Consider the following 26,358-nt stretch of genomic DNA (forward strand, 5'->3'; position numbering starts at 1 on the left):
TAAAAAGATCCATTTGGTTGTAGACTAAATGGATCTTTTATATGGTTAAAACAATGGCATGCCACCATGATAAAACAGGCTCATCACCAAAAGTTATGGATGATATTTGTTAAAAAAATTTTTGGCTAGCCATCAAACAGCTCCAGCGTTATTGACTATTGGAGCTGTTTTTCTTTGATTGTGAATCAATAGTATCTAAAAAATCCTTCGTAATGCGTACTACGTATTTCACTTCGTCTAAATTGCGCTCCCTTAATACTGATCGATGTATGTCAAGCACAAGGTTCTTTTCTTCAATATCAGTAACACCGGATAATTTTTGAAAATTAAAAAGCTCCTCAGGGGCAATATCTAATGCTTTCATTAGCGTTTCTAAAGTGCTTAATGTGATATTAGACTGTCCGTGTTCAATGTTTGAGATTCGTCCTTTACTAAAACCTAGTTTCCCCGTTTTTTCTGCTACTTCTTCCTGACTAAGCCCCTTAGATACCCTAATAATACGGAGTTGTTCGCCTACTAGCTTTAAAAAGTCTGACATATGATTCACCTCTATGTAAAAAGCTAGTGAAAAACATTAAAAATGCCTATACCATTATAGTGGTATAATAGAGATAATGTTATAATAAAATGGTACAATGATTAATGGTAAGTTTTTATTGAGAGAAAAGCCATGTGTAAAACGGTGTTGATTTATTCTTCAAAAGCTTGTTTTAGAGTACAGCTAATTCTAGTTAAGGATTGGAGGATTCATGCATGGTAAAGCGTTATCGATTAGATGAAGTTGCTAAAATAGAAGAGGGAAAAATAGTACCGAAGAAAAAGTATTTTACAAACGTCGGAGTACCCCTAATTACAGCAGAAAGTTTAAAAAAGTTAATGCTAAATGGTGATATTGAACAATTACCAAAAGTTAATATTACATTGAAAGAACATTTAAAGTGTTCACTAGTACCAGCTAAAACCATCATTCTTACGAAAGCTAATATGAAGGAAGCAAATAAATATATTTATCAATGCGAAACTGAAATGTGTATTGCAAATGATATCGTCGCTATTATTCCAAATGAAACAATTATTTTAAGTGATTATTTATTACACTTTCTCAAATGGTATCAAATTCATAAAGAATGGCATCATTTGTACGATATACTTATAGATATCCCGATGTTAGCTGTCCAACAGAAAATGGTGCAAATTTTAAATAAGATTCAGTTTTTATTAAAGAATAAAGAGTCTTTAATGACAGCTGTAGAAGTGTTACCACAGAATTTTCACAATTTCTCGATGCAAATAGAAAATCACTCAAAAAGTTTACATCATGGGTTTAATCAGGCTCAGCATCTTTATGATGTTATGCTACATAAAATTTTTAAGGGTGAACTTAAATAAAATTGCACAATAATCAGTTCTTCATCTTCTGGAATTAGATAAAATAAATTTAGTCGGTGTAAAAGGTCAACATCTTTCACACCGACTTTCATCAATTATGCCGAGGCATAATTGTACCTGTCGCTATGCTTTTAATACAAAAGACATCTGCAGCTTTCGCTTTACTTTCGCGCAAAAGAACAATGTAGCTGCCGTTACATAAAACATATGTTGAGTTAAATTTCGATAATTATTGGTAAAATCATTGGTTTTCTTTTTGTTTGTGTAAATAGATATTGACCGACAGCTCTTTTGATTTCTCTTTTTAAGACATGGATTGGCTGCTTACTTTCTTCCTGAAGCTCATTTACCGTTTCTTTGACGAGAATATTTACTTTCGTTAACAGCTCCTCAAAGTCTTTGGCATAAACAAAGCCTCGCGAAATTGTATCTGGTTCTGAAATAAAGGCGCCATCTATTTTATTAAGTGTTATAACGATAACAAGCATTCCGTCTTCTGATAGCTGTTTGCGATCTCGTAAAACAATTCCTTCGACTTCACCAATACCGATACCGTCGACATACGTATCACCTGAAGGGATTTTACGTGCTTGCCTAGCCATTGCATTTTCAATATCCACAACATCCCCGTTTTTCATAATAAACGTATGCCCTCTTTTGACACCAACGGACTCAGCTAACAAACGGTGCTGATGTAACATACGGAATTCACCATGAATCGGAATAAAAAATTTGGGCTTCATTAGCGTCAGCATTAGTTTTAAATCTTCCTGGTAGCCATGACCTGAAACGTGCATACCTGTATGACTAGCCGAGCCATAAATAACCTTCGCACCTAGCTGGAACAAATTATCTACAATCCGTGAAACACCCTTTTCATTCCCTGGAATAGGGGATGAAGCTAAAATAACTGTGTCATCAGGTAAAATTTTCACTTCACGATGATTCCCATTTGCTAAGCGAGAGAGTGCAGCTAATGGTTCACCCTGACTACCCGTACATAATACAACAACTTCTTCGGGTGGAAGATACTTCACCTCGCGTGCATCTATTAACATATCCTCTGGAATGTTTAAATAGCCTCGCTCAAGCGCAACATCTACAACATTCACCATACTCCGACCAAGTAATGCAAGCTTTCTATTTGTAGTAATCGTTGCATCTACAATTTGCTGTATGCGATTAACATTAGAAGCGAAAGTAGAGATAACGATTTTACGCTCGGCATGTAAAAATGCATCTTCTATATGATTACCGACAAGCTTCTCTGAAGGAGTTAACCCAGGTCTTTCAGCATTCGTACTTTCAGAAATAAGTACTAATACGCCTTCTGATCCTATCTCGGACATTTTATGAATATCTGCAAACTGATTATTGACAGGCGTTAAGTCAAATTTAAAATCTCCAGTGTGTACGACATTTCCTTCGGGTGTATTTATAACGATTCCTAAGCAATCAGGTATACTATGGTTTGTTCTAAAGAAGCCAACATCAACTTGTCCGAAATTTAATGATGAATCGGAACGAATTTCTATTAATTCTGTCTCTCTTAAAAGCTTATGTTCTTTCAGCTTTAGCTCGATTAAGCCAAGAGTAAAACGTGTTGCATAAATAGGGACATTTATTTTTTTTAACAGATAAGGGATACCGCCGATATGATCCTCATGTCCATGAGTCACAATTAATGCTTTGATTTTCTCTTTATTTTCCAGTAGGTACGTAATATCAGGAATTATTAAATCGATACCTAGTAGGCTTTCGTCTGGAAATTTAGCGCCGCAGTCGATAATTAAAATATCATTCCCGTACTGTACTACATACATATTTTTGCCAATCTCATTAATGCCACCTAGGGCGAAAATCGATAATGTATTGTCTTTTGTGGACAAGTATATCCCCTCCTAATTTTTTTCAGTATGTTCCTTTAATGAAAATTCAGCATTAGTAGTATAGCTTTAAGCGTTTCATCCTATACGAAAAGACAATTTTAGGTTAAGCGTTAATATTAGATTTTCTTGAAGAATAGAATAGAAGAACGTTTAGAATAAAGGGGATGTGACTGGTTGTCGAATTACTTACAACATGCGGTGTTTGAACATAGGTTTTGGCTAAGGATATTGAAAGACCATTCTCAATTTATTCATGATTCCTTGTATCCATCGGAAACAGAGGATATTAAAAGAGCGAGCGCATTTATTCTCAAATTTTCTCAGCTTCTTGCTTATGTTAATTCGATAGATGCCAATAATGCGGTTTCCTTCTCACTTACAGTCGATGAAGCTGTAGAACAACTAAAGCAATTTAAATTTTTTTTGCTTAGAAAGCAATTAACGGGAAATATTAATATCCATCTACCACCTACCTTTATTAATCATATGGTGAATGAATTAGAGGAGTATCAAAATGTACTTAGCTATCTGAAGAAGGGGGAAGTCCCGCCAATCTTTCATGAGCTACATCATCATTTACTCTGGCTGTTAGATGCATCAGGACATGCAGGTATCATTCATGACGATTTGGATGGTGTAGAAAGAAGGTTGAGGCAAAAAAGTACTACCTTTGCTCAACATTTTGAACAATTTTATTTGAAAGCAGTGGAGCTTACAGGATATTTGCGTTCAAATATAGACTCATTCCCCGCATTAACCCGCTTTAATCATAATGTGGAAATAGAAATGGGATTATTCAAAACTTTTTTACGGGAGTTAGAGGAGATGGAGTTAAGTGCAGAAGTATTAGGTACATTTACAGCTCTAATGGCGGATCATATGCTAAGAGAGGAGCAATACTATTTATCGAAGCTTGCACAATCTAGAGGTGAAGATTAATTTGCAAAAAGTGATGCCAAGTAAATCGCTGATAAACATCAAAAAATCGCTGATAAAATGGTGGCAATCTGAAGGTTTCAGGTTGTCTTTTTTATTCCGATAAATCAGCATAATGTACCGATAAAACTAAAAAACATTCCGATAAAATCTTAGGAATGTTTTTAGTCTGGCAGATTTTTATGGATGAATAAAAACTCCAGTACCGATTGGAACAATGCTTGCGAGCTCTTCGACATCCTTATTATGCATGCGGATACAGCCACGTGAAACGGCATGACCGATTGAGCTAGGATTATTAGTTCCATGAATACCGTAATGTTCTTTAGATAAACTCATCCACATTGTCCCAAACGGACCACCAGGATTTGGATCCTTGTTAATGATTATAAAATGGCCAGTAGGTGTATCATGTAACATCCTACCGACTGCTATTGGGTATTGCTTTTGAAGAACATTATCCTTATATAACCGTAGCCATCGATTTTCAGTAGAAATATCTATTCTATAAGGGATAGTATTTGGATTAGGAAATCCAGGTATAACAATTTGTTGTCCTATATAAAGTACATTCGGATCTAGCCCTGGGTTAGCAGCCATTATGGACGCTAATGGCGTACGATAATTTCTAGCTATTTGGGACAAGGTTTCGCCTGCTCTAACTGTATGGATCAAAATCATCACCTCCTATAAAGTGGTTGCTTTAATACAGGTTATGCCGAAGAAATTGAAAATACCTTTATATTTTTATAAGGATAGCAACTACAGTTAGTTGGATATGATAAGCAGTAACAAACCATATCCAGTAATCGAGGAGATCTAGATGAAAGAATTTAAAATTACTTATTTTTTTGATGAACTGCATTATGTAAGGAGATTTATCCATATAGAATCACAGGAAAAGGCAGAGGCATTAGTTCGAAGTGAACGAGATCAATATATATCCTTTACAGATAGTAGAGGGATGTATCATGAGCTACATACAAGACATGTTCGGGTCATTCAAATATCTGAATATCATCGCATCGATAAAAGCTCGAAAACGAAAGACACATGATTTGTCCAACACTGCACATGCTATAAGTAAAGGAGTGAGTAATGATGGACATAGAAAAAAACATACCACATGAAAAAAAGATGTTTATGAACTTAGCGAGTAAGGATAAGCCAGACATGGTAGAATCTGATAATATAAGTCTTTTCGATTTACACGAAGATATGCAAACGGTTGATCCTATACCGGTTAGAGAGCTCAATAAAAGAGTAGAACGAGAAGGCGATGAATTGATTGAATTGCAGCCTGATGAATTATAGAAAGTAGGGATTTGTATGACTGATCATAATGAAGCTCAGTTTACTTCTGCTGGAACAAATATTAATGAAGTAAAAAGGAAAAATGCAGAAGGTGGGTTATCTTACAATGAAGTGAAAAAGCTGCTAGCCCAAAGAGGCGGGGCTGGTACGGAAATATATAGTGATACAGATGTCGAAGAAGTAAAGCAACAGATTCATGGGAAAAAGCAATAAGCTAATTGAGGAGGAGTATGAAAAGTACTCCTCTATTTTTATTTTGTAAGGATGAAAAAATCACTGATTAAAACTTCACTTTATTTTACAATGAAAAGTAAATGTATGGAGGTGTAGAATGGAGGAAAAACGTTGCCCGTTATGTGGACAAGATAATCATTGTGGGGTAGTAAATGGGCAAAAGGATTGCTGGTGTATGACAAAGAGTTTCCCTAAAGAAATCCTTGAAGCAGTACCTAAAGAGCAATGTATTTGTCAAAAGTGCTTGGATACATACGAAAAAGATTAAACATTCGTGCAATCAATTATATCTCGACATAATTGCCGCTGTCGCTTCGCTTTCGCGCAGATAAACAATGCCGCTGTCGCTACAGAAAACACTCGCTGAAAGAAGTTAAACATATTTTAATGCTGTTACGAAACAATAGAGATCAGTTGGTACAATTGTCTACCGCACAACAACCTATCGGACATATATTACTCTGAAAGGAGTGTGTCTAATGACTAAAACAGTTGTACTCAGTAATGTAACAAAGGTTTATTTAGAGGAAAACCAAAGGATCCTCGATAAAATGATGCAGGGCATGACCTATGTGACAATTACATGTAGTATTTCAGATAATTTTATTAAGCAAATATTACCGCATCAAGTAGCTGCTATTAGATTGTCGGAAAATGTTTTGCGATACACGACAAATATACTTGTACAAAATCTCGCGTTAGAAATAATAGCAACAAGTACGGAGACTGTTGAATGCCTCGAAGCGATACAAAATAGATGCTGTATCGTACAAAATTCGGAATGTGAATTGTACGATTATATGTGTGCTTATAAGGAAATTACTGGGGCTATGTTCCAAGCAATGAGTTTACCGCCAGTTTCCAATAATATTAATATAAACTTTCTGCGAACAATGATTGTTCACCATCAGGCGGGCGTTCGACTAGCGCAAAACGTTTTAAGGTTCTGTATTTGCCAAGAATTAATACCAATCCTTCGAAATATGATTCAAACTATGTGCGATCGTATTTGTGAAATGGAAAAATTACTAGATGCTTTAAAGGATTGCGAGAATTGCTAGTTTGAACGGAACATTTACAAAGTGAAAAAACGCTAGAGTCGAAGTCGACTTTAGCGTTTTTTTGTGACTACGATGTATATCAGCAAAACTCAAACTCTTGATAAAAAATAATCAAGCATTCTCAACAGAAGGAGCGCACATAAATGTTACTGTTCGTTTGTTACTATCGTAAAGACACCACTCTCGATGATCAACAACCGATCCAACATTGATACCGTATTGCTTTTCTTGTAATGCGATTGGTTGGCCATAGCGAATACGAATAGGTAACTTTTTATTGCGATGATAAAGACCTGATTCATGACTATGCCCGAAGAAAAGAAGCGATTTTTTAAATGGCGGAAATGTTGGTTGCCAAGTAACACTCCATTTAAATTGATGTCCATGCATAAGTGTTGCATCAACAATCTCCATTGTTTCAGGTAACTCTGTAAAACGTTCAATGCCAGTTATACGTGTAATACGCTCTTCCTGATTGCCACGAATAGAGGGGAATGTTAGTAAAACTTCAAAATCATTTTCTACTATTGCAGCTTTTTGTAGCGGTATACCCGACATTGTTTGAGCCTTTTTCTTATTTACAGTACATTCGTATAAATCACCTAATCCCAATACCTTTGCATCTTTCGCAGATTGCTGAATATGGGCTAGAACCGCCTTAGTATCTTCTATATTAGAATGTAAATCTCCTAAAAGTGCGTACAGCATATTAATCATGCCTTTCATTAATTATGCCTCGGCATAATTCTGTAACATCCGCCGGGCTTTAACTTCTTGCAGCAAGTGTTTGGACACCTACTGAAAAGTGACTTAAAACCGCTTTCATCTCGAGGCTACGCTTTCGCTACAAAAGACACTTGTTGAAAGAGGTTAATCATTATACAAATATCATACACCTAACAGAAATTGATAGAAAAGTAAAATGTATAAATATATTTAGTTACATATGGATTATATGTTGGTTCATCACCATAACCGAGTTGATTTCCGTTCTGAGCTGTATGCTTTCCTAGAATCGTCCGATGAGCCGCTTAGGCCAATAGATGTTGGTCACAAAGGCGTTATCATAGGACGTGGTGTATTTAGCCTGCATTCCTCTATTGCTAATCCCAAAGAGTCATCTGTCTCCCTCCATTCAATTTTTCCGTATGACAAATGATTTAACAAAATGAGCCTTAATAAGTGTAGAAAAATTGCCAACAATTTCATAGATTGATAGAATATAATTGTAATTTTCTGAATTTTTTTAACAGCAATTCTACATGGTATGAGGGACATGAATATTAATAATTTGGGGGGCTTATGATGACGATGTTAATGACAGATATTCTACAAAAATATGCTATACAGCAACCAAATGGGATTGCAACAGTTTACGATGGGACAAAGCTATCCTATAGTGAATTTTATAAAAGTGCAGAAACATTCGCTGCATACTTACAAGAGCAAGGTTTTAAAAAAGATGATGTAATTGCATTATATACGCTCAACTCAGATTTATTTTTAATCGCTTATATCGGTGTTCAGTTAGCGGGCTATGTTGTCATGCCCATTAATACAAAACTAGCAGCTCCAGAGGTCGAATTTATTTTTAATCATTCAGAAGCTAAAGGGCTTATTTATGATGAAAGGTTAGAAGATGTACTCGCAACTATTGGCTATCCGTTTCAACATATTGTAGGGCTCGAAGAGATGAAAGACGTCATTAAAAACTATCCAGGTCAAAGAAAAGCTGTCAAATTGGAGCCTCATGATACTAGTGTTATTATGTATACTTCTGGGACGACGGGTAAACCAAAAGGAGTAATGCTAACTCATCAAAATATTGTATCAACTGCGGAAATATGGTCGTCCTCAATGGATATGACTAATGAGGATAGAATGTTTATTTGTACGCCTTTATTTCATTGTGCAGGTCTTCATGTATTTGCGATGCCGATGTTTTATAAAGGCGGTACAATGGTTATAGAAGAGGCTTTTTCTTCGACAAACACATTAGAACAATTAGTCGTTACAGATTCAACAATTTTCTTTGGTGTTCCGTCAATGTATACAATTATTTTAAATACACCTAACTTTAAGGAACATACATTTAAAAATTTACGTTTATTATGTTACGGAGCGGCACCGATGCCTTATGAGCTTGTTAAGCAAGTGAAGGAGGCATTTCCTAATGTGAAAGTACAAAACCTGTATGGACAAACTGAAAATACTCCTGCCACCACTTCTCTTTTAGATGTCGATGCACTGACAAAAATTGGGTCAGTAGGAAAACCATTAGCCCAAACGGACGTCCGTGTCGTTGATAGCTTTGGTGAAGCGGTGCCAGCGGGTGAGGTAGGAGAAATTTGTGTCAAAGGACCACAAGTCATGAAAGGTTATTTACGTAATCCTGAAGAAACAGCTAGAGCAATTAAAGATGGTTGGCTCTATTCAGGAGATTTAGGGCGTTTTGATGAAGACGGTTATCTCTATATCGTTGATCGTAAAAAAGATATGATCATTCGAGGTGGCGAAAATATTTATCCTATCGAGGTTGAAGAGGTTATATATCAACTGCCAGAAATTTTAGAAGCAGCCGTTGTAGGTTTTCCACATGAAGTATATGGCGAAGTTCCGAAAGTATTTGTCGTATTGAAGGAAGGAAAGTCTTCTGATGAAGAGGCGATATTGGCGTATTGTCGGACTCAGCTCGCAAAGTATAAAGTGCCACATGAAATTGAATTTTTAACTGAATTACCACGTAATGCTTCTGGGAAAGTTTTGAAGCATACATTACGACCAAGAGTAAGTACGCCAAACGTGTAAAACGGTTTGAGAAAATTCGAAAATAGCAAACAAAGTAATACCTTAATCGGACGCACACTAAATTTAGAGATGCTTTTGTGTAGAGGAAATATGTTAGGCCTCTGCGCAATTGCGTTCGAGGCTATAGGTCAACAGATGTTGATGGCGCGAAAGCGTAGTGCTATCGTAGCGGCATGAAATTGGTCACTCAGTCGTTGTTGTTGCTGTCGCTTCGCTTTCGCACAGATAAATTGCCACAGGACGTGACGTTCTTAGAGTGTTTGGACAACCGCTAATAGAAGTTAAAAATAGGAACGTCTATGAAATTAGCGTATAATAGAGTCTGCGACAAATTGAAATAATAGAATTGAAGTAATTGTCTTCAAACAAGATAGGAGCGGAATTTGTCTTGTGGACGCGGGATAAACGCCTTTTACTAATAGGTTTAATGATAATCATGCTACTACTTTCGGGTTGCCATCCGTTTTCGCAGCAGGAAATACAAAACAAAGGATTAACTGTGTTAACGGTAGAGTTTAACAGTGGTGCGCCCATACCTAACCTTTATATAACTGCTACAGATGTAGAGTCAGGTGAGGTAGTAGAGGATGCGGTTGGCTCTGAAGAGGGTGAAGCAATATTTTCGAAGCTAATTGCGGGACGGAAATATGCTATAGCTGCAACTACGCTTGAAAATAGTACGAAAAATGATGGTTATACGACAATCGAAAATTTTACATATGATGCGACAAAGCCGTATTATCGATTGGAGACACATTTTTCAAGGGACGAGCAAGAGCTGGATGTACCAGTTGTTATGCAAAAACCTGAACTACCACATGGCTGTGAAATAACATCATTAACAGCTGTATTAAATTATTATGGGCTAGACGTTACGAAGCTGGAAATGGCTGATAACTATTTACCAAAGCAAAAAATTAGAACTATAGACGGACAACGATTTGGTCCAAATCCGGCACAGGCTTTTGCAGGAAATCCTCGTGATAAAGCACATGGTATGTATGTCTTTGCAGCTCCGATTGTCAAAGCAGCAGAGGCAGTAATAGCAGATAAACAGGCAGATTTACGAGTGACAAATAAGAGTGGTGCCACGCAGGACGAAATTTTACAGCTTGTTCGGGAGGGAGTCCCTGTTGTAACTTGGGTTACATTAGATTTATCAGAGCCCCAAAGAAAGCTAGCTAAGGGCTGGATCTATGAAGGTGAAAAAGTGCCGCATGCCGCGTATATGAACTTGCATGCTGTTGTTTTAACCGGGCATTTAGGTGATAAAGTAGTTGTTATGGACCCATTAAAAGGCTTTGTCACTTATAATGTGGATCAGTTTTTTAAAAGCTATAGAGAATTAGGTGAACAAGCTGTAGCCGTTCATAAATGATTCAAAGAAGGGTAATAAGGCGCATAAGGAAAGTATGTTACACTTGTAAAAAAAGGCTTGTCACTGAGGATGTTCCCACGTTATGTGAGAGCCTAATAAAAGCTAAAGTGAGTTGAGTAGAATGGCCATTGAGCACGCTTTTTTACCGGTTTTATTAGGAGATGAAATGAATGCTTACGGCATGGCAAGAGCATTTTACGAGTCCTATGGCGTTAAACCACTTGCATTAAATCATACGAATATGGAGAAAATACAGCAGAGTGATTTATTAATATTTCGTGAAGTTCCAAAACTCCATATTGAAGAACGTTTTATCGTTGCGTTAAAGGCAATTGCAGAGGAATTTGCAGGTAAAAAATTGCTGTTATTAGCCTGCGATGAATTTTACGTGAAAAAAATTGTGCAATATAAAGCGGAGCTAGCAGAGTATTTTGTAATTCCTTATGTGGATGCAAACCTTGCTAACGAGCTATTAACACGTGAGAGCATGTATGAACTTTGTGCGAAGTTCGGCTTTCACTATCCGGCAATGCATGTTTGCACCGTCAATGATTACGAGGAATTTGTCATCCCTTTTGAATTCCCAGTTGTCATTAAACCTTTGAATATGACAAAGTATGCTACATGTATTTTTCCAGGCAAGAAAAAAGTGTATATTGCCAAAGATGACGACGAAAAGGATGCTATTTTCCATGCCATTTATAAGGAATCGGCATACCGAGATGATTTAATGGTACAGCAATATATTCCTGGCGAAGATGCTCATATGTACGTCGTAAATGCTTATGTTGGGCAAGATAGTAAAGTACAGCTATTATCTGTAGGTAACTCAATTTTAGAGGAGCATTCCCCAGAGGGGATTGGTCGCTATGTAGCCATCATGACAGCATACGATAAAGACTTAATGGACCGCGTAAAATTGTTTCTAGAGGAAATGCGATTCCAAGGCTTTGCCACGTTTGATATGAAGTACGATGAACGTGACGGTCAATATAAGTTATTAAGTATTGAATTACATAATGAACTTTCAAATTATTATGTGACAGCAAGTGGCTATAATTTAATGCAATATGTTGCGGATGATTTTATCCGTGGAAGTAAAAAACAGCTAACATATGTTCAGAATAAGCATCTTTGGACAATTGTTCCGAACGGTGTCCTCTTTAAATATGTACAAAATGAACAGCTTGTAATTGAAGCGAAAAGTCTTATTCGCCAAGGAATGGCTACGGATTCCATCTTTAATTATAAGGATATGAATGCGAAGCGTTGGTTAAATATAACGCTAGATAATTTAAGCTTTTATCGCCAATATAAGAAATATTTTAACAACAAAGGTCTGTCAAACTAATGAAAAAACAAACTTTAGGTATAATTGGTGGCGTTGGTCCACTAGCAACGATGTTTATCGGTGAAATGATTGTAAGACGTACGAAGGCAACGAAAGATCAGGAGCATTTACATACAATCATTGATAATGATACGAATATTCCTGATCGTACTGCCTTTATTTTAGATAGTACGAAAGAAAATCCCGTACCAGTGATAGTCGCAGATGCTAAAAAGCTTGCTTCTGTTGGAGCAAATGTGATTGCTATTCCATGTAATACGGCACATACCTTTTATGATGACATAGTTGAAGGCTCTCCAGTTCCCGTCTTACATATGATAAGGGAAACAGCAAAGCGAGCTTCTGACTTAGGGGCAGAGCGTGTAGGGATTTTAGCGACAACGGGTACATTAACCTCACGCATGTATCAAGATGCGTTAGAGGAATTTGGTATAACACCTGTTGTTCCAGACGATGTGATGAAAGAGAAAGTCATGTCTATTATTTACGATTATGTAAAGGCTGGAAAAGATGTCTCTTGGGAGGATTGGCAGCCGATAGAAGAAGCAATGCTTGCACTTAATTGTGATCGTATTGTATTAGGATGTACTGAATTATCAATCGTCAATCGAGATTTAAAACTAAGTGACAAATATATCGACTCATTAATCGTTTTAGCAGAACGTGCCATATTAGCATGTGGCTATGAAATTGTAGATGAACAATCTTATTAACCAAATAAAATCTGCACGCTTTTCGCAGGTAAGTTGTAAACCTTCAAAAAATCTCAAGTATATAAGAGCTTGAAGGCTGGCAACCCCGTGATAAGTCGTGCAGATTTTTTTATCTATAGGGAGATTGAGAAAGCTTCATTTTTGAAACGATTATATAAAGGTTTACGTACATATGAAGTAGGAAAATGATTAGTGTGTTAAACTAGTGTCAAGCAGATAGAAGGTGGGAAATTACATGTCAGTAATAAATTTATTAAATGAAGATTTACAAGCAAAATGGAAATTTGAAGAGCCGATGAAAATTCAAGAGGAAATGATTCCAGCAATGCTTGAGGGCAAAGATATTGTAGCCGAGTCACCGACAGGGTCGGGGAAGACTTTAGCTTATGTACTTCCTTTATTAAATAAAGTAAACGGTTCAAAAAAACAAACACAAGGACTTATCGTAGCTCCATCACAGGAGCTAGCAATGCAAATTGTAGAGGTTATCCGTGAATGGACAGCAGGTTCTGATATTACGGTTCAACAACTAATTGGTGGCGCGAACTCTGCACGTCAAATAGAAAAGTTAAAGAAAAAACCGACGATCGTTGTAGGTACACCTGGCCGATTAAATGAATTAGCGCGTGCTGGAAAACTAAAGTTAAAAGAAATTGAAACAGTTATTTTAGACGAGTGCGATCAGTTACTAAGTCGTGAATATCGTGTTGTCGTAAAATCTTTTATCGAAGGGTCAGCATATGGGCGACAAGTAGTTGTTGTTTCAGCAACAATTACGGAGGAAATTGAATTAGTGGCTAGTCGTATGATGTTCGAGCCAGTACGCTTTAAAATTAAACCTGAGGATATGTTAAAGGTTGGTAAAGTTGTACACTCTTTCGTGAAAGTAGAGGAACGAGATAAAACTGATTTCCTACGTCGACTATCACATACAGAAGGATTACGTGCACTTGCTTTCGTCAACAATATCGATCAATTGCTGATGAAAGAAACGAAATTACAATATCGTTCGGCACCGATTGTGACATTACATTCTGACATGAAGAAAGAAGAACGTAAAAAGGCGTTAGATGCATTCCGAAAAGGTGACGCGCGTATTTTAATCGCTACAGATATTGCTGCACGCGGTTTAGATATTGAAGGTTTAACACATGTTATTCATGTTGATGTACCGAGAACAATTGAGCAGTATTTGCATCGTTCTGGACGTACAGGTCGTGCTGGAGCAGATGGTGAAGTATTAACGTTATTATCTTATCGTGATGAGAAAACGTACAAAAAATGGACAAGAGAAATTTCTGCGAAACCTGTACAGAAAATATGGCATGAAGGCAAGCTAGTGGAGGGTAATTCAAAAACAATTGGACAGAAGCGAGGTAAATAATATGACGTTTGAAGAAAAATTACAAGCATATGCAGAACTTGCGGTAAAAGTCGGTGTCAATATTCAACCTGGGCAATACTTATTAGTTAATACTTCCGTGGAAGCATTAGATTTCGCCCGTTTAGTCGTAAAAGAGGCTTATAAAGCTGGTGCAGGACGTGTTCATGTTAATTTTTCAGATGATGAAATGGATCGTGCTTACTTTGAGCATGCTTCAGAAGAAGAATTTAATCGTTTCCCAGAATGGGTAGTTAAAATGCGTGATGAGGTAATCGAACGTAAAGGAGCAATATTATTGATCGATGCTGCAGATCCTGATAAATTAGCAGGTATTTCAGCAGATCGGCTTGCTACCCATCAAAAAGTATCAGGAGCTGCTCTTAAAAATTATCGTAACGCCGTAATGAAAGATTTAATAGCTTGGTCAATTGTTGCTGTCCCTTCACCAAAGTGGGCATCGAAGGTATTCCCAAACTTAGAGGCTAAGGAACAAGTACCAGCATTATGGGAAGCTATTTTTAAAACTGTTCGTATTGGTGAAGGCAATGCTGTTGAAAGCTGGCGTGAGCACGTAGTAAATTTAGAATCTCGCGCGGCCCTACTGAACAATAAAAAATATGCGAAGCTTCACTATACAGCACCAGGCACTGACTTAACAATTGCCTTAGCGCCACAGCATAAATGGCTTACTGGGGGTAGTAAAACGCCAGATAATACTACCTTTATTGCTAATATGCCGACAGAAGAGGTCTATACGTTACCGATGAAACAAGGTGTAAATGGCTATGTAAGCAATACAAAACCATTAGTTTATCAAGGGAATATTATCGATGGCTTTAAACTAACGTTTGAAGAAGGAAAAATTGTTAAGGCTGAAGCACAGGTAGGCCATGATTTATTACAGGAGCTTATGAATGTAGATGAAGGCTCTTGTTATTTAGGTGAGGTCGCACTTGTACCGCACGAATCACCAATTTCAGCATCGGAGATTTTATATTTTAATACATTGTTTGACGAAAATGCATCGAACCATTTAGCGATTGGCGAAGCTTATCCAACTTGCTTAGAAGGTGGAAGAGATTTAGAAAACGGACAGCTTGAAGCGTTAGGTGCCAATATTTCAGTGACACATGAGGACTTTATGATTGGTAGCGGTGAGATGGACATTGACGGTATTTTACCAGATGGAACTGTAGAGCCAATTTTCCGCAAAGGTAGCTGGGCATTTTAAGTTCTTCATTTGAAGAAAGGAGCTGAGCAGATGAAACGATTACTAAGCATAATTGGTGCAACTATACTCATAATGGCATTAGGTGTTTCATCTGCTTTTGCTCAGACTGAAAACTACCTATCAATCGGAGATTCCTTGGCGGCTGGTCAAACACCTTATCAACAGATTGATACAGGCTACAGTGATTTAATTGCCATGAAATTAGGAATGACTGGGCAATTACATTTCTATACAAAGGAGCTCGCTTTCCCAGGCTATACAACAGCTGATGTCTTGAAACGAGTACAATCAGAGGAAGCAAGTGACTTACTAGCTAATGCAACACTTATTACAGTTTCGGCAGGTGCCAACGATTTACTGCGTCTAGTGCAGGTCAATCCAACAGCAGGTACATTAGCCTTTACGCAGTTGCAAACGGATTATGCATTAAACATTGCCAGAAAAAATATGGCGGAGATTTTGGATGAGTTGAAAGTGCGCGCACCTAAGGCAAAGGTCTATGTAATGGGCTATTATTTTGCCTATCCAAGTGTTCACGCTACGCAAAAAGAAGGCACAAATGCACAGCTTGTAAAGCTAAATAAGATTTTACAGCAACAGGCAGAGCGTGCCGGAGTAGCTTATGTAGACGTCTATAATGCTTTTGGGTTAAACGCAACAAACTTTTTACCCAATATCTCTGATGTCCATCCAAATTTTGAAGGCTATCGCCAAATGGCAAATGCTTTTTTACATGAATATAGCGGAAATAAAGCACTAGCCATTGCTTCAAACGAACTGCCAAAGCCTAACCCTATGTCATTTGAGCACATTTTAGAACAATTAGCGAAGGCAGAGCAGAAACAAAAAGCAAAAGAGCAAGAAAATGAAAAGCCAAAACCTACTGCGCGTGCCATTCAAGGTTTTACAGGATACGCTGCTTTTATGGAGAAGGTAAGAGCAACACGTTTTAATCATAACTATTTGTAACAGGGCATCGACAGTGATGCTCTTTTTTATGTTAAATATCTATAAAAATATAAGCGAAGGATAGAATTGTCGGAGTGACGGAAAGAATCCCTGGGACGACGGATAGCCCGCCCCTTATTTCGCCAGGTTATGATGAGGAACCTTTATCAAACTAATAAAAGGAAAAACAATCAATCCATCAGCCGTGATAAAATAAAATAAACAGGAGGCGCAAAGAATGAAAATATTTCATACAGCAGATTGGCATTTAGGAAAGCTTGTACAAGGCGTCTATATGACGGAGGATCAACATTATATTTTACAGCAATTTATGCTAGCCATTGATGAGGAAAAACCGGATGTTATCGTTATAGCAGGTGATTTATATGACCGTTCGATGCCTCCTATTGAGGCAGTGAATTTACTAAATGATATTTTGGCGGAAATTGTGCTTGATAAAAAAATCCCTGTGTTAGCGGTTGCGGGGAACCACGATAGTGCAGGTCGATTGAATTTTGGCAGTAGTTTAATGAGTGATAGTGGATTACATATTAAAGGCCAATTTACGAAAGATCATGCGCCGATAGTTCTCCATGACGAGTATGGTGAAGTACATTTTCACCTCGTACCATATGCAGAGCCGGCTTCAGTACGGACTATTTTGGAGGATGATTCCATTCGATCTCATCAAGAGGCGATGGAAAAAATTATCGACCATATTGGGCAAAGTTTAGATCCAACAAAACGTAATGTTTTTGTAGGACATGCCTTTGTGACGAAGTATGGGGAAGAGGAAGCGAACACGAGTGATTCTGAGCGGCCTTTATCAATAGGAGGCTCGGATTGCATAAATGCAGCGTTGTTTAAGCCTTTTCATTACACAGCACTTGGCCATTTGCATAAAGCACATTTTGTGTTGAATGAAACGATTCGCTATGCCGGTTCTCCTTTGAAGTATTCATTATCTGAGCACTTACATGAGAAGGGCTTTTTAATAGTGGAACTTGATGCACAAGGGGAAATTACTGTCACAAAACGTAAGCTTATAGCGAGACGGGATTTACGTGTGGTAGAGAGCTTAATGGATGATTTATTGCAATTACCACCTAGTGATGATTATGTATTTGTACGTTTAACAGATGCTACGTCAGTAACCTCGCCGATGGAACGTATTCGTACGGTATTTCCTCATGCGATGCATGTTGAGCGAAAAGTAGCCCGCCAAGAGGTATCACATGAAATTCAGACCGTTGAGACAGAGAAAATAGAAGACATCGATTTATTCCGATCATTTTTTACAGATATAATTGGCGTACAGCCAGATCAAGATACAGAACGTCTATTTATAGAGATGCTACAAGAATTATTAGATGAGGAGCGGGAGACAGTAAAATGAAGCCTTTAAAGTTAACGATTACTGCATTCGGTCCATATAAAAATACAGAGGTTATTGATTTTCAACAGCTTGGTGAACATCGTCTATTTGCGATTTCCGGAAAAACAGGCGCAGGGAAAACGACGATTTTTGATGCGATATGCTATGCACTTTACGGATCGGGTAGCGGTGAAGATCGTCAGGATACTGCTATGCTTCGAAGCGGGTTTGCGGATGATGATGTGTATACTGCAGTGGAGCTCGTTTTTGAAATGCATGATAGAGTCTATCAAATTTTACGTCAGCCAGGTCATATTAAAGCAACAAACAAAAGTGTCACTGGCAAGAAAATTGAACTGGCTGAAATCAAAGGAAACACGCTTGATTATAATATTGTAGAAAAGCAGCAAACGCTTGAGGTAGATAAAAAGCTACAGGATATAATCGGCCTCACAAAGGATCAGTTTAGTCAAATTGTTATGCTACCACAAGGCGAATTTCGCAAGCTGTTAACCTCAGATTCTACGAATAAAGAAGTTATTTTACGCAAAATTTTTAAAACAGATCGCTTTGGTGCGATGACAAAAAGACTTGATGCGAAACGAAAAGAGGCGGAAAGTGATTTACTGCATGCTCAACAATTAAAGGAACATCTTCTTGGCCAAATTGCAGGTGCTTTACCACAGCGTTCGTCATCTTTATTTACTTGCATTACTAATAATACTGACAATATGCATCAGCTGAAGAAGGCTCTAGAAGAGGAGCAAACCTATTATACGGAATGTATACAATTGGAATTGCAACGCTATAAAGAGGCTTATGCGCATCATCAAAAAGAGCAGGAATTTTATAGTAGAGCGAAAACACTAAATGAGCAATTTGATGAGCAAACTAATCGTCAGAATCGCCTACAAGCATTGCTACAAGAACAAGATATATATAGCGCAAAAGAACGCGAAATTGCATTAGCAGAGAAAGCAGAGCGTCTTGTCATACTTGAGCAACAATGTATCGATTTACGTGCTGAGCAAAATCGTAAAGAACAATCCTATCAGCAAGCAATGACAGAGCAGAAAAACATAGAAGCTCAGTTAAAAATAGCGCAGGAAAAGTTTAACGTTGAAGAGGCGAAAGAACCTGAGCGTCAACACGTTTTACAACAGGAATTACAGCTACAGGTATTATTACCGAAGTTCGAGACGTATGAGAATAATCTGCAGCAAATGCAAATAGCTGAACAATATGTTGCAACAGCAAAGCTAGCTGTAGACGATAATAGTAAAATCGTAGAAACAGGACAAATGCAAGTTCAGCAATTAACAAAAACAATTGAACAATATGAAAAACAACTTGAGCCATATGAAAGTTATTTAGAACAGCTACCTAAGTTAAAAGAGCAAGTATCATTACTAGCGCAAGTTGAAAAATATACGAGAGCAGTTGCAACAGCGGAGCAGGATGTAGCCACTACTAATGTCCATTATCAAGAAAGTAAGCAGGCTCTTCAAAAGTTGGAGCAACAATGGATTGCGAGTCAAGCAAGTATTTTAGCACAGCAACTTAAGGACGGAGAGCCTTGTCCAGTGTGTGGTAGTACAACACACCTCGAAACACATCGTGAGCAATTAGAGATGATTGAATTAGCAGAGGTGGAGGCTTTACGAGGAAAGGCTAGTACTGATGAGCGCAAGTTTTTAGAGAAAGAAGCTTTATTGAATTCTACAAAGCATCTTCTACAAGAGGCGCTAGAACAGTTAGAGACAAATGAGATTGATCAATCGAATCAAGCACAAATTGTAGCTTCCTTGCAAAACGTAGAGCAACAAATAACAATCTTAAAAGTAGTGAGCCATCAATTATCTGATGTACGTATTCAACAAAAGGATCATCGTGCACGAATGGAGCAGTTACAAGAAAAGCAAATAAAACTTGAGCAATATTTAGTTGAGAAAACGAAGGAATTGACTAAACAACAAGCAATTGTAGAAGAGCAGCAAAAGCATATTCCAGAAAATCTTTCGACGCTACAAGCATTGCAACAGGCAATCGCTCATATAGGATCACAAAAACTTGCATTACAAACTGCGTGGAATAGTAGCCAACAAAGTTTGCAATCTGCCAAGGAAGCCGCAAATAATGCTAGAATGACCGCAGAAATAGCGAAACAGGCTTTTGAGGAATTAAAGCTGAAAATGGATGAAAAGCGCGAGCAATTTTCAGTGAGTATGAAGGAAGCAGGCTTTGAAAGCTATGATGAATTTGCTACTGGGAAGCGTAGCGCGTTGCAAATAGAAGCTTTACGGAAATCTTGCAATGAATATGCACTACAAATCCACACATTACAAGTACAAATTACTGAGGGAGAGAAGCATCTTAAAGGGCAAGAGAAGCAAGATTTAACGACCATGGAAGAAAAGTTAGAGATGCTTCGTGTCACATATGAGGAAGCTTTTAAAGTATTGCAACAAATGGAAGGATTTGCGAAGGCTTGTGCAGACTTTATCAAAAAAGTTGAGGAGACCGAACAGGAGATTCATTTACTTGAAAAAGAAGCGGGGCGAGTAAAGGAGCTCTATGCAATGTTAAATGGACAGAATGTGAAAAAGCTGTCTTTTGAGCGTTATATTCAAATCAATTATTTAGATAAAATAACAGAGGCGGCAAATGTTCGACTTTATCATTTATCCAACGGTCAATTTGAGCTACGACGTTCAGATCGCTTAGAAAAGCATGCCAAGCAAAGTGGGCTAGGACTAGATGTGTATGATGCTTATACAGATCAATTACGAGATGTCAAAACATTATCAGGGGGAGAAAAGTTTAATGCGTCTTTAAGTCTTGCCCTTGGGATGGCAGATGTCATTCAAAGCTTTCAAGGTAATATCCGTATTGAAACGATGTTTATTGATGAGGGCTTCGGTTCTCTCGATGAAGAAGCATTAAATAAGGCGATTGATACTCTTATTGATTTACAAGATTCCGGACGTATGATTGGAGTCATTTCTCACGTTGCGGAGTTAAAGGCTACAATGCCAGCTGTGTTGCATGTTGAAAAAGCAATGAACGGTCATAGTCAAACATATTTTGAAGTGAAATAACAAAGAGGCGTATCTCCGTTTGTTGGAAATACGCCTTGTTGTTATTTTTTTTTAGTTACGTTAGGATTTGTTCCTTTTTTTGCAGCGATTACTTTTTTGACAATTGGGATAACGATAGGTGCTAATTTTACAGCGGTTTTAACAACTTTAGATACTTTCACAAAATAACAGCTCCTTAAGTACTGTGTGTTCAAGGAGAGGTTAAGATGAAACTTATCGGATCACCCGAACTGCCTGAATAATATTCCAAATAACGACTCCTAATGAAACGAGAATATAAATTGCGAATGAAGCAAACCAAATGATAAGAAAATTATTACTATCTGAATTTAGATCAAAATTAGTGTTGAATGATAAAGTTGAGAAAATAAAGACTGCAAAGAAAATTATTCCGAATGCGACTGGGATTAAATGTGATATTAGTGCTCGAATAGAGTGCCTCTTTACGTCGCTATCTTTTGTCACAAAGTAAACGACTAATGGCACAATAAAGGGTGCAAATAAAATACTGAGATAACTAAAGGCAGATAATATTTTTTGGTTCTCCATAGTAGTACCTCCTTTTTTAATATTTACGCATGAAAAACGATAAAGTTTCAAAAAAAATGTGGAAGAGGTTGTAATCATAACAGTGTTTGCGTACAATGAGGTTGTTCAATAAAATTAAGATGTACGACCACAAGGGGAGCTGATGATGTCAGCTGAGACTGGGCACGTAATGCCTTGACTCTTCGAACCTGTAAGTTAACACTTGCGTAGGGATTGTGGATAGAAACCGACACTTTTACGATGTGAGGCTCTGTCCTGGCATCGTTTTTTATCTTTTTGATGCCAGATAGGGACATATTTGCCAACTGATTTCTATTCCTGCTCTTGTATCCTACATCGGAACAAAGGAGAGAATATTATGGACAATAAAAAACTGTTAATGCTTGTGGAGATTGCGATATTCGCTGCGATTGGCCTTGTGCTCGATCAGGTTTCCTTTAAAGTATGGGCACAAGGCGGCTCTGTTAGTCTAGTGATGGTGCCAATAATTTTAATAGCATTCCGCTGGGGTCTTATTCCAGGCATGACAACCGGTTTACTCATTGGTGTAATGCAAACAATGTTTGGTGCTACAATTGTGCATTGGCTACAAGGAACACTTGATTATGGTGTTGCCTTTACAGTAGTGGGCTTAGCTGCCGTTGTACGTCGACCGGTGCTTGAGGCTGCAAAAAATTTAAACAAAAAGAAAATGGCGCTTTATATTATTTTAGGAACTGTATTAGCAGGTTTTTTACGCTATGCAGCACATACCATTGGTGGCGCTGTATTTTTCGAAGAGTATGCAGGCGATCAAAATGCGTGGATTTATTCAATCATCTATAATGGAACATATATGCTACCAGCAACGATTTTAACAGCGATTGTCGGTGTTCTGCTATTTACGGCAGCACCTCAGTTAATGCAACGGAAATCCTAACTATTATGCCCTTCACATGAGTGAAGGGTTTTTGTTTTGGCTGTTTTCGAAAAGATTGTTGCTATTCAAATAACGGAGCAGTTTACTTCCAATGTGTGCTATACTTTCAAAGTAATAGCATGACTCGTCATGCTTGAAAAAACGCCGTATTCAGGAGGGTGTAATGGGGAAGGCATTCTGCAAAAGAACTAAAGAGATAATTGTAGATGGTTTTCAATTCCACTGCGTTATTAATGAGATCCCTAGTAAAAAATTTGTGAATTTTAAAGTCTATTCATCAAAAACATCATATTTTGAAGTCTTGTTTACATGGGAAGGTAGCTGGAACTTCATCCCACATAAGCCAAGCAATTGTGAACGTTTAATTAGATATGCGATTGAAAATGGATGGGAATTTAGTGTTGAAAAGAAAACGTTTAAAATAGAACAAGGTGATTTTCTCATTGATAAATTAGGACTAACCTCACATATTTCTCATTAAGCTAACGTAGTGCTTCCCTTCAATAAGAATAGGACTTGCGTGTATGATTGAATCCCATACGCACAAGTCCTTTTGTTATGCTTTCACAACCTCTCCTGTAGCTTCACACATGGCTCTATAGCAACAATTAGACTGTTTCCCTCTGCTCTACTAACCACACTCACAGGTTCGTTAAAGGCTCGTTCAACTCTACTTAGGTACTTGTTACTCAGTTCTTGTAGCTGTCAATCTCATTTGTTGCACATTTACCATTCCTCTACCAACCCAAACTCTGCTATGTTACAATTTCGATATAGAAAAAATTTTAAGTTAGTGAAAAAAGTGGGAGGATTTGAGTTTTGAATAGTTATTATACAGAAGATATGAACAGTTTTAATTCAGGAGATATTTTATTTAGTGCTTTCTCGATTTTCGGGTTATTATTTTCTCTTATTCCATTTATTTTTTTCCTTTGGTTTGCTATCAGTACAACTAAGCAATTAAAAAGGCAATCTTTATTATTGGAAGAAATCAATGAAAAATTAAAACGTTAACAAGGACTATAATCTCCTTTTAACAATCAAACCAATAGCCACCACGCTTAAATCTTAGGGACTTGTGCGTAACACTACTACAAGTCCTTTTGTTATGCTTTCTCTATCACTCCTATAGCTACACACATGGCTCTGTAGCACCAATCAAACAAAAAGATGTGCTACCCGCAATCTCACATATTGAAACTGACTAGAAGACTCTGATAAAGAGTTGATTGAAATGGATTGCGTTCTGCAACTCCGATTAATTTTTCCAATCTTTCAAGCGCCCAATTAAACGAACGTGCTTTGCAATCTGTATCAATGAATTGTGCGAACTCTTCTACACCTGCTTCTTTAACTGATTCAGAAGTAGGGTAAGCTTGTAAAGTTTTTATGGAAATCTCAGCGTATAAATCGCCAAAAACTCCTTGTACTCAGGGAATATTTGATCTAATACGGCTTGAATTAGATGGGGACCTTTTTGATGAACTTATGTCTAAGGATTTTGGTGAAAAAATGAATCATCTGGAAACATTCGCACATAACACAAATAGACCTTATAAAAGCCTCGCCTATTTTGGAATAACATTGATACCGCCGAGTTCTCATAAACAATTTTTAAATATGGTTAGTGAAGCAAACGATGAGTACAAATCAGAAGAACTTGAAGAATTGATGAAAAAAATAGCAGAAGCAATAAAAGAAGATAGTTGTTTGATTCATTATGGTGTTTAATTTTGTCAATACATACATGAAGCTAAGAGGTGGTTGTTCGATTAGAGCAATCGCTTCTTGTGCTAACGGAGCAGTTTAATAAAAGAAGGGACATATTTTATGAAAGAAATTAAATCGACATCTATTCAACCTAATGTAAAAGAACTTTTATCCTTCGCAACCTCTGAAAAGAATGTTGAGAAAGAATATGAATTATATATGCAATCTCCAGTAAGAAAGTTATATGGATATGACCTTGAATCTGAGGTTGCTGGTTGTATTGGAATAGAATTTTTAAGTCCAAAGCGTTGTGAAATAAAACATATCGCAGTATCTCTGGATCATAGAGGAATAGGTATTGGAAGTAAAATGATTAGCTTTATTTTGGAAAAATATTCTTTATCTTTTATATTTGCTGAAACCGATAAAGATGCTGTGAACTTTTATGAAAATTATGGATTTAAGATAACGAGTTTAGGTGAAAAATATCCAGGTGTGGAACGATTTCAGTGTATTTTAAAAAGTTAATAGGACTAAGTCTTCTTCAACTATCGGAGTGTTTTACTTGAAGATCATTGAGTTGCATATGCAGCTCTTTTTTTCTTTATTGAACTCCCATGAAAGAACTTAATCATCTTTCATTTTCTGTGGTGAAGTGCTGCTTTTTGCACTTCATGGATGGCTAACGGGGCAGGTTAGTTCAATAGCGTTGTTTAACTTGTGCTCAACAATCGGGCCATTTAATTGAATAACGCCTTTGGTAAAATTGATGAATTTATGTTAAAATCTGGTATGAATTATAAACCGATGTACATAAACTGATGTACATAAACTAATGACGCAATTTAGTGGAGGAGGGATTATATGTATGAGTGAAATATCTTTTAATGAGTTAGAGAAGAAGGTCAAAAAGATTAAAATTGAAGCTTTTGTCATTCATAAAGGGAATACACGGATCTTTGAATATTTAAAGAATAAAAAAGTCGCAGAAAAGCCGTTCAAGGTTTATTCCATTACAAAGAGTATTATATCTATATTAATTGGAATTATGGTCGATAAAGGGCTAATAAAAAATATTCACGAACCGATTCATCACTACTTTCCAGAAATACTAGAATTTAATGACCCAACGAAGGAGGAAATCACACTATTTCATTTGTTGACTATGACCTCGGGGTTACAGGTAGGAAATTTTCAAGCTTCAAAAAACTGGGTTAAGTTCATATTAGATCAACCAATGATTCATAAACCGGGTTCAACCTTTCAATATCATGATGGAAACTCTCATTTATTAAGCGCAATTATCCAAAAAATTTCCGGTATTTCTACCGCATCATTTGCCGAGAAGTATTTATTCCATCCATTAGGGATCAATAAATACATTTGGGTAAAGGACCCGCAAGGAATTCACGGAGGCGGCTTTAGTATTTCATTAAATGTAGAGGACTTGGTGAAGCTTGGATTTTTATTTTTAAACGAAGGCCAATTTAATTCAAAGCAGTTGATTTCATCCTACTTTCTCCAACAAATGATAAGACCGTATAAACAAGTCGATACTACTATTGAAGGAACACGTGGATATGGTTATCAGTTATGGACCTATGAAAGTACTAATGATAACACCCAAATGGAATATTACTATGCTTTTGGGTTATTCGGACAATATATATTTATTGTACCGAAGTTAAATATAATGGCTGTAGTAAAAAGCCATCTACAATATGACCAGCAATCTGCACCGAGACTCTTTTTCGAAGAACTTTTAGGTAGTTGGATGGATGAGTGAGACATTTATACAAATCAAAAGGGGTTTATCTCCTCTTCTGAGATCATAAAAGTATCTTGTAAAAAGGAGAAATCACTATCTTGATAGTCCATAATCGGGCGCGAATGTGGAAGAAGCGTCTTTTTTTCTTCTTCAACTAAACCAGCTAATAGAATGTCAAGAAAAACATTGATAATCAAAAAACACTTCATGTTATACTAAAAATGCACAAGACAAATAACCCTCCTCATTCAGTGTGGAAGGTTTTTGTTTTATTTGAAAATGCTGTTATTAAATAGTTTCTTG

27 protein-coding genes and 1 riboswitch are annotated in these 26,358 nt (G+C 37.1%); of the genes, 22 read left to right on the forward strand and 5 right to left on the reverse strand.

The annotated features are described in order from the left end of the window. Window positions 1-148: 148 nt before the first annotated feature. Entirely contained in the window at window positions 149-538 is a 390-nt protein-coding gene (locus C7Y47_RS18655) for a helix-turn-helix domain-containing protein (protein WP_142510121.1), read from the reverse strand. Window positions 539-753: 215 nt separating this feature from the next. On the opposite strand from C7Y47_RS18655, the gene C7Y47_RS18660 reads away from it, so the two are divergent. Beyond that, a complete protein-coding gene (locus C7Y47_RS18660; protein WP_142510122.1) occupies window positions 754-1,389 on the forward strand; it encodes a restriction endonuclease subunit S in 636 nt (211 codons plus the stop codon). 215 nt (window positions 1,390-1,604) lie between these two features. Here C7Y47_RS18660 and C7Y47_RS18665 read toward each other — a convergent pair whose 3' ends face one another. After that, window positions 1,605-3,278 (reverse strand): ribonuclease J, encoded by a 1,674-nt coding sequence (locus C7Y47_RS18665; RefSeq protein WP_142510123.1) that lies wholly within the window; start codon window positions 3,276-3,278, stop codon window positions 1,605-1,607. A gap of 174 nt (window positions 3,279-3,452) precedes the next feature. Here C7Y47_RS18665 and C7Y47_RS18670 point away from each other — a divergent pair, with 174 nt between their 5' ends. Next, entirely contained in the window at window positions 3,453-4,217 is a 765-nt protein-coding gene (locus C7Y47_RS18670; RefSeq protein ID WP_142510124.1) for a DUF2935 domain-containing protein, read from the forward strand. Window positions 4,218-4,394: 177 nt separating this feature from the next. Here C7Y47_RS18670 and C7Y47_RS18675 read toward each other — a convergent pair whose 3' ends face one another. Further along, window positions 4,395-4,889 (reverse strand): L,D-transpeptidase family protein, encoded by a 495-nt coding sequence (locus tag C7Y47_RS18675; protein ID WP_132363416.1) that lies wholly within the window; start codon window positions 4,887-4,889, stop codon window positions 4,395-4,397. A 148-nt stretch (window positions 4,890-5,037) separates the two neighbouring features. Between C7Y47_RS18675 and C7Y47_RS18680 the strand changes: the two genes are divergently transcribed. The 5 genes from C7Y47_RS18680 to C7Y47_RS18700 all read left to right on the forward strand — a co-directional run bounded on the left by C7Y47_RS18680 (window position 5,038) and on the right by C7Y47_RS18700 (window position 6,823). Continuing rightward, window positions 5,038-5,271, forward strand: coding sequence for a hypothetical protein (locus C7Y47_RS18680; RefSeq protein WP_142510125.1), 234 nt, complete (start codon window positions 5,038-5,040; stop codon window positions 5,269-5,271). A 44-nt stretch (window positions 5,272-5,315) separates the two neighbouring features. After that, on the forward strand, window positions 5,316-5,528 hold the full coding sequence (locus tag C7Y47_RS18685; RefSeq protein WP_142510146.1) for a hypothetical protein: 213 nt from the start codon (window positions 5,316-5,318) through the stop codon (window positions 5,526-5,528). Window positions 5,529-5,543: 15 nt separating this feature from the next. Continuing rightward, a complete protein-coding gene (locus C7Y47_RS18690; protein WP_142510126.1) occupies window positions 5,544-5,741 on the forward strand; it encodes a gamma-type small acid-soluble spore protein in 198 nt (65 codons plus the stop codon). 118 nt (window positions 5,742-5,859) lie between these two features. Continuing rightward, window positions 5,860-6,030, forward strand: a complete 171-nt coding sequence (locus tag C7Y47_RS18695; RefSeq protein ID WP_142510127.1) for a cysteine-rich CWC family protein — start codon at window positions 5,860-5,862, stop codon at window positions 6,028-6,030. Window positions 6,031-6,241: 211 nt separating this feature from the next. Then, window positions 6,242-6,823 carry a DUF305 domain-containing protein gene (locus tag C7Y47_RS18700; protein WP_142510128.1) on the forward strand — a complete coding sequence of 194 codons (582 nt, stop codon included), beginning with the start codon at window positions 6,242-6,244 and terminating at the stop codon, window positions 6,821-6,823. 111 nt (window positions 6,824-6,934) lie between these two features. Here C7Y47_RS18700 and C7Y47_RS18705 read toward each other — a convergent pair whose 3' ends face one another. Further along, window positions 6,935-7,531: a metallophosphoesterase family protein gene (locus C7Y47_RS18705; RefSeq protein WP_142510147.1), complete on the reverse strand. Its 597-nt coding sequence runs from the start codon at window positions 7,529-7,531 to the stop codon at window positions 6,935-6,937. Between the two features lie 597 nt (window positions 7,532-8,128). Here C7Y47_RS18705 and C7Y47_RS18710 point away from each other — a divergent pair. The 9 genes from C7Y47_RS18710 (at window position 8,129) to C7Y47_RS18750 (ending at window position 21,109) form a co-directional block, all read left to right on the forward strand. Further along, on the forward strand, window positions 8,129-9,631 hold the full coding sequence (locus tag C7Y47_RS18710) for a class I adenylate-forming enzyme family protein (RefSeq protein ID WP_142510148.1): 1,503 nt from the start codon (window positions 8,129-8,131) through the stop codon (window positions 9,629-9,631). 388 nt (window positions 9,632-10,019) lie between these two features. After that, window positions 10,020-11,009: a C39 family peptidase gene (locus C7Y47_RS18715; RefSeq protein WP_142510129.1), complete on the forward strand. Its 990-nt coding sequence runs from the start codon at window positions 10,020-10,022 to the stop codon at window positions 11,007-11,009. A 121-nt stretch (window positions 11,010-11,130) separates the two neighbouring features. Beyond that, window positions 11,131-12,360: a carboxylate--amine ligase gene (locus C7Y47_RS18720; protein WP_142510130.1), complete on the forward strand. Its 1,230-nt coding sequence runs from the start codon at window positions 11,131-11,133 to the stop codon at window positions 12,358-12,360. Beyond that, on the forward strand, window positions 12,360-13,073 hold the full coding sequence (locus C7Y47_RS18725; protein WP_142510131.1) for an aspartate/glutamate racemase family protein: 714 nt from the start codon (window positions 12,360-12,362) through the stop codon (window positions 13,071-13,073). The genes C7Y47_RS18720 and C7Y47_RS18725 overlap by 1 nt, the downstream gene beginning before the upstream one ends. 235 nt (window positions 13,074-13,308) lie before the next feature. Further along, window positions 13,309-14,457, forward strand: a complete 1,149-nt coding sequence (locus C7Y47_RS18730) for a DEAD/DEAH box helicase (protein ID WP_142510132.1) — start codon at window positions 13,309-13,311, stop codon at window positions 14,455-14,457. Window position 14,458: 1 nt separating this feature from the next. Next, window positions 14,459-15,688, forward strand: a complete 1,230-nt coding sequence (locus tag C7Y47_RS18735; RefSeq protein ID WP_142510133.1) for an aminopeptidase — start codon at window positions 14,459-14,461, stop codon at window positions 15,686-15,688. A gap of 30 nt (window positions 15,689-15,718) precedes the next feature. Further along, entirely contained in the window at window positions 15,719-16,657 is a 939-nt protein-coding gene (locus C7Y47_RS18740; RefSeq protein ID WP_142510134.1) for an SGNH/GDSL hydrolase family protein, read from the forward strand. 217 nt (window positions 16,658-16,874) lie between these two features. Continuing rightward, on the forward strand, window positions 16,875-18,032 hold the full coding sequence (locus C7Y47_RS18745) for an exonuclease SbcCD subunit D (protein WP_142510135.1): 1,158 nt from the start codon (window positions 16,875-16,877) through the stop codon (window positions 18,030-18,032). After that, window positions 18,029-21,109 (forward strand): AAA family ATPase, encoded by a 3,081-nt coding sequence (locus tag C7Y47_RS18750; protein ID WP_142510136.1) that lies wholly within the window; start codon window positions 18,029-18,031, stop codon window positions 21,107-21,109. Before C7Y47_RS18745 ends, C7Y47_RS18750 begins: the two co-directional genes overlap by 4 nt. Window positions 21,110-21,322: 213 nt before the next feature. Here C7Y47_RS18750 and C7Y47_RS18755 read toward each other — a convergent pair whose 3' ends face one another. Next, the gene (locus tag C7Y47_RS18755) at window positions 21,323-21,658 is read right to left on the reverse strand and encodes a DUF4870 domain-containing protein (protein WP_142510137.1); all 336 of its coding nucleotides are present in this window, start codon (window positions 21,656-21,658) and stop codon (window positions 21,323-21,325) included. Between the two features lie 122 nt (window positions 21,659-21,780). After that, window positions 21,781-21,889: riboswitch (TPP riboswitch) on the forward strand. Between the two features lie 127 nt (window positions 21,890-22,016). Between C7Y47_RS18755 and thiT the strand changes: the two genes are divergently transcribed. The 6 genes from thiT to C7Y47_RS18785 all read left to right on the forward strand — a co-directional run bounded on the left by thiT (window position 22,017) and on the right by C7Y47_RS18785 (window position 26,073). After that, window positions 22,017-22,577 (forward strand): energy-coupled thiamine transporter ThiT, encoded by a 561-nt coding sequence (gene thiT, locus C7Y47_RS18760; RefSeq protein ID WP_142510138.1) that lies wholly within the window; start codon window positions 22,017-22,019, stop codon window positions 22,575-22,577. 163 nt (window positions 22,578-22,740) lie between these two features. After that, a complete protein-coding gene (locus C7Y47_RS18765; protein WP_142510139.1) occupies window positions 22,741-23,058 on the forward strand; it encodes a hypothetical protein in 318 nt (105 codons plus the stop codon). A gap of 338 nt (window positions 23,059-23,396) precedes the next feature. Then, a complete protein-coding gene (locus C7Y47_RS18770) occupies window positions 23,397-23,591 on the forward strand; it encodes a hypothetical protein (RefSeq protein WP_142510140.1) in 195 nt (64 codons plus the stop codon). A 375-nt stretch (window positions 23,592-23,966) separates the two neighbouring features. Beyond that, the gene (locus tag C7Y47_RS18775; RefSeq protein ID WP_255505254.1) at window positions 23,967-24,308 is read left to right on the forward strand and encodes a hypothetical protein; all 342 of its coding nucleotides are present in this window, start codon (window positions 23,967-23,969) and stop codon (window positions 24,306-24,308) included. 99 nt (window positions 24,309-24,407) lie between these two features. Beyond that, window positions 24,408-24,815 carry a GNAT family N-acetyltransferase gene (locus C7Y47_RS18780; protein WP_142510141.1) on the forward strand — a complete coding sequence of 136 codons (408 nt, stop codon included), beginning with the start codon at window positions 24,408-24,410 and terminating at the stop codon, window positions 24,813-24,815. Window positions 24,816-25,155: 340 nt separating this feature from the next. Beyond that, entirely contained in the window at window positions 25,156-26,073 is a 918-nt protein-coding gene (locus tag C7Y47_RS18785; protein WP_185903531.1) for a serine hydrolase domain-containing protein, read from the forward strand. Window positions 26,074-26,358 lie beyond the last annotated feature (285 nt).

This window comes from Lysinibacillus sphaericus, from assembly GCF_006864135.1.
In the GTDB taxonomy this organism is placed as follows: domain Bacteria; phylum Bacillota; class Bacilli; order Bacillales_A; family Planococcaceae; genus Lysinibacillus.

Excerpts from the sequence above, each read along its gene's own strand:
- C7Y47_RS18730 (WP_142510132.1), top strand. The coding sequence starts at position 13,309 with ATGTCAGTAATAAATTTATTAAATGAAGATTTACAAGCAAAATGGAAA.
- C7Y47_RS18700 (WP_142510128.1), top strand. The coding sequence starts at position 6,242 with ATGACTAAAACAGTTGTACTCAGTAATGTAACAAAGGTTTATTTAGAG.
- C7Y47_RS18705 (WP_142510147.1), bottom strand. The coding sequence starts at position 7,531 with ATGCTGTACGCACTTTTAGGAGATTTACATTCTAATATAGAAGATACT.
- C7Y47_RS18755 (WP_142510137.1), bottom strand. The coding sequence starts at position 21,658 with ATGGAGAACCAAAAAATATTATCTGCCTTTAGTTATCTCAGTATTTTA.
- C7Y47_RS18765 (WP_142510139.1), top strand. The coding sequence starts at position 22,741 with ATGGGGAAGGCATTCTGCAAAAGAACTAAAGAGATAATTGTAGATGGT.
- thiT (WP_142510138.1), top strand. The coding sequence starts at position 22,017 with ATGGACAATAAAAAACTGTTAATGCTTGTGGAGATTGCGATATTCGCT.
- C7Y47_RS18775 (WP_255505254.1), top strand. The coding sequence starts at position 23,967 with ATGGAAATCTCAGCGTATAAATCGCCAAAAACTCCTTGTACTCAGGGA.
- C7Y47_RS18680 (WP_142510125.1), top strand. The coding sequence starts at position 5,038 with ATGAAAGAATTTAAAATTACTTATTTTTTTGATGAACTGCATTATGTA.
- C7Y47_RS18745 (WP_142510135.1), top strand. The coding sequence starts at position 16,875 with ATGAAAATATTTCATACAGCAGATTGGCATTTAGGAAAGCTTGTACAA.
- C7Y47_RS18660 (WP_142510122.1), top strand. The coding sequence starts at position 754 with ATGGTAAAGCGTTATCGATTAGATGAAGTTGCTAAAATAGAAGAGGGA.
- C7Y47_RS18690 (WP_142510126.1), top strand. The coding sequence starts at position 5,544 with ATGACTGATCATAATGAAGCTCAGTTTACTTCTGCTGGAACAAATATT.
- C7Y47_RS18735 (WP_142510133.1), top strand. The coding sequence starts at position 14,459 with ATGACGTTTGAAGAAAAATTACAAGCATATGCAGAACTTGCGGTAAAA.
- C7Y47_RS18710 (WP_142510148.1), top strand. The coding sequence starts at position 8,129 with ATGACGATGTTAATGACAGATATTCTACAAAAATATGCTATACAGCAA.
- C7Y47_RS18655 (WP_142510121.1), bottom strand. The coding sequence starts at position 538 with ATGTCAGACTTTTTAAAGCTAGTAGGCGAACAACTCCGTATTATTAGG.
- C7Y47_RS18785 (WP_185903531.1), top strand. The coding sequence starts at position 25,156 with ATGAGTGAAATATCTTTTAATGAGTTAGAGAAGAAGGTCAAAAAGATT.
- C7Y47_RS18740 (WP_142510134.1), top strand. The coding sequence starts at position 15,719 with ATGAAACGATTACTAAGCATAATTGGTGCAACTATACTCATAATGGCA.
- C7Y47_RS18780 (WP_142510141.1), top strand. The coding sequence starts at position 24,408 with ATGAAAGAAATTAAATCGACATCTATTCAACCTAATGTAAAAGAACTT.
- C7Y47_RS18725 (WP_142510131.1), top strand. The coding sequence starts at position 12,360 with ATGAAAAAACAAACTTTAGGTATAATTGGTGGCGTTGGTCCACTAGCA.
- C7Y47_RS18720 (WP_142510130.1), top strand. The coding sequence starts at position 11,131 with ATGGCCATTGAGCACGCTTTTTTACCGGTTTTATTAGGAGATGAAATG.
- C7Y47_RS18750 (WP_142510136.1), top strand. The coding sequence starts at position 18,029 with ATGAAGCCTTTAAAGTTAACGATTACTGCATTCGGTCCATATAAAAAT.
- C7Y47_RS18685 (WP_142510146.1), top strand. The coding sequence starts at position 5,316 with ATGGACATAGAAAAAAACATACCACATGAAAAAAAGATGTTTATGAAC.
- C7Y47_RS18695 (WP_142510127.1), top strand. The coding sequence starts at position 5,860 with ATGGAGGAAAAACGTTGCCCGTTATGTGGACAAGATAATCATTGTGGG.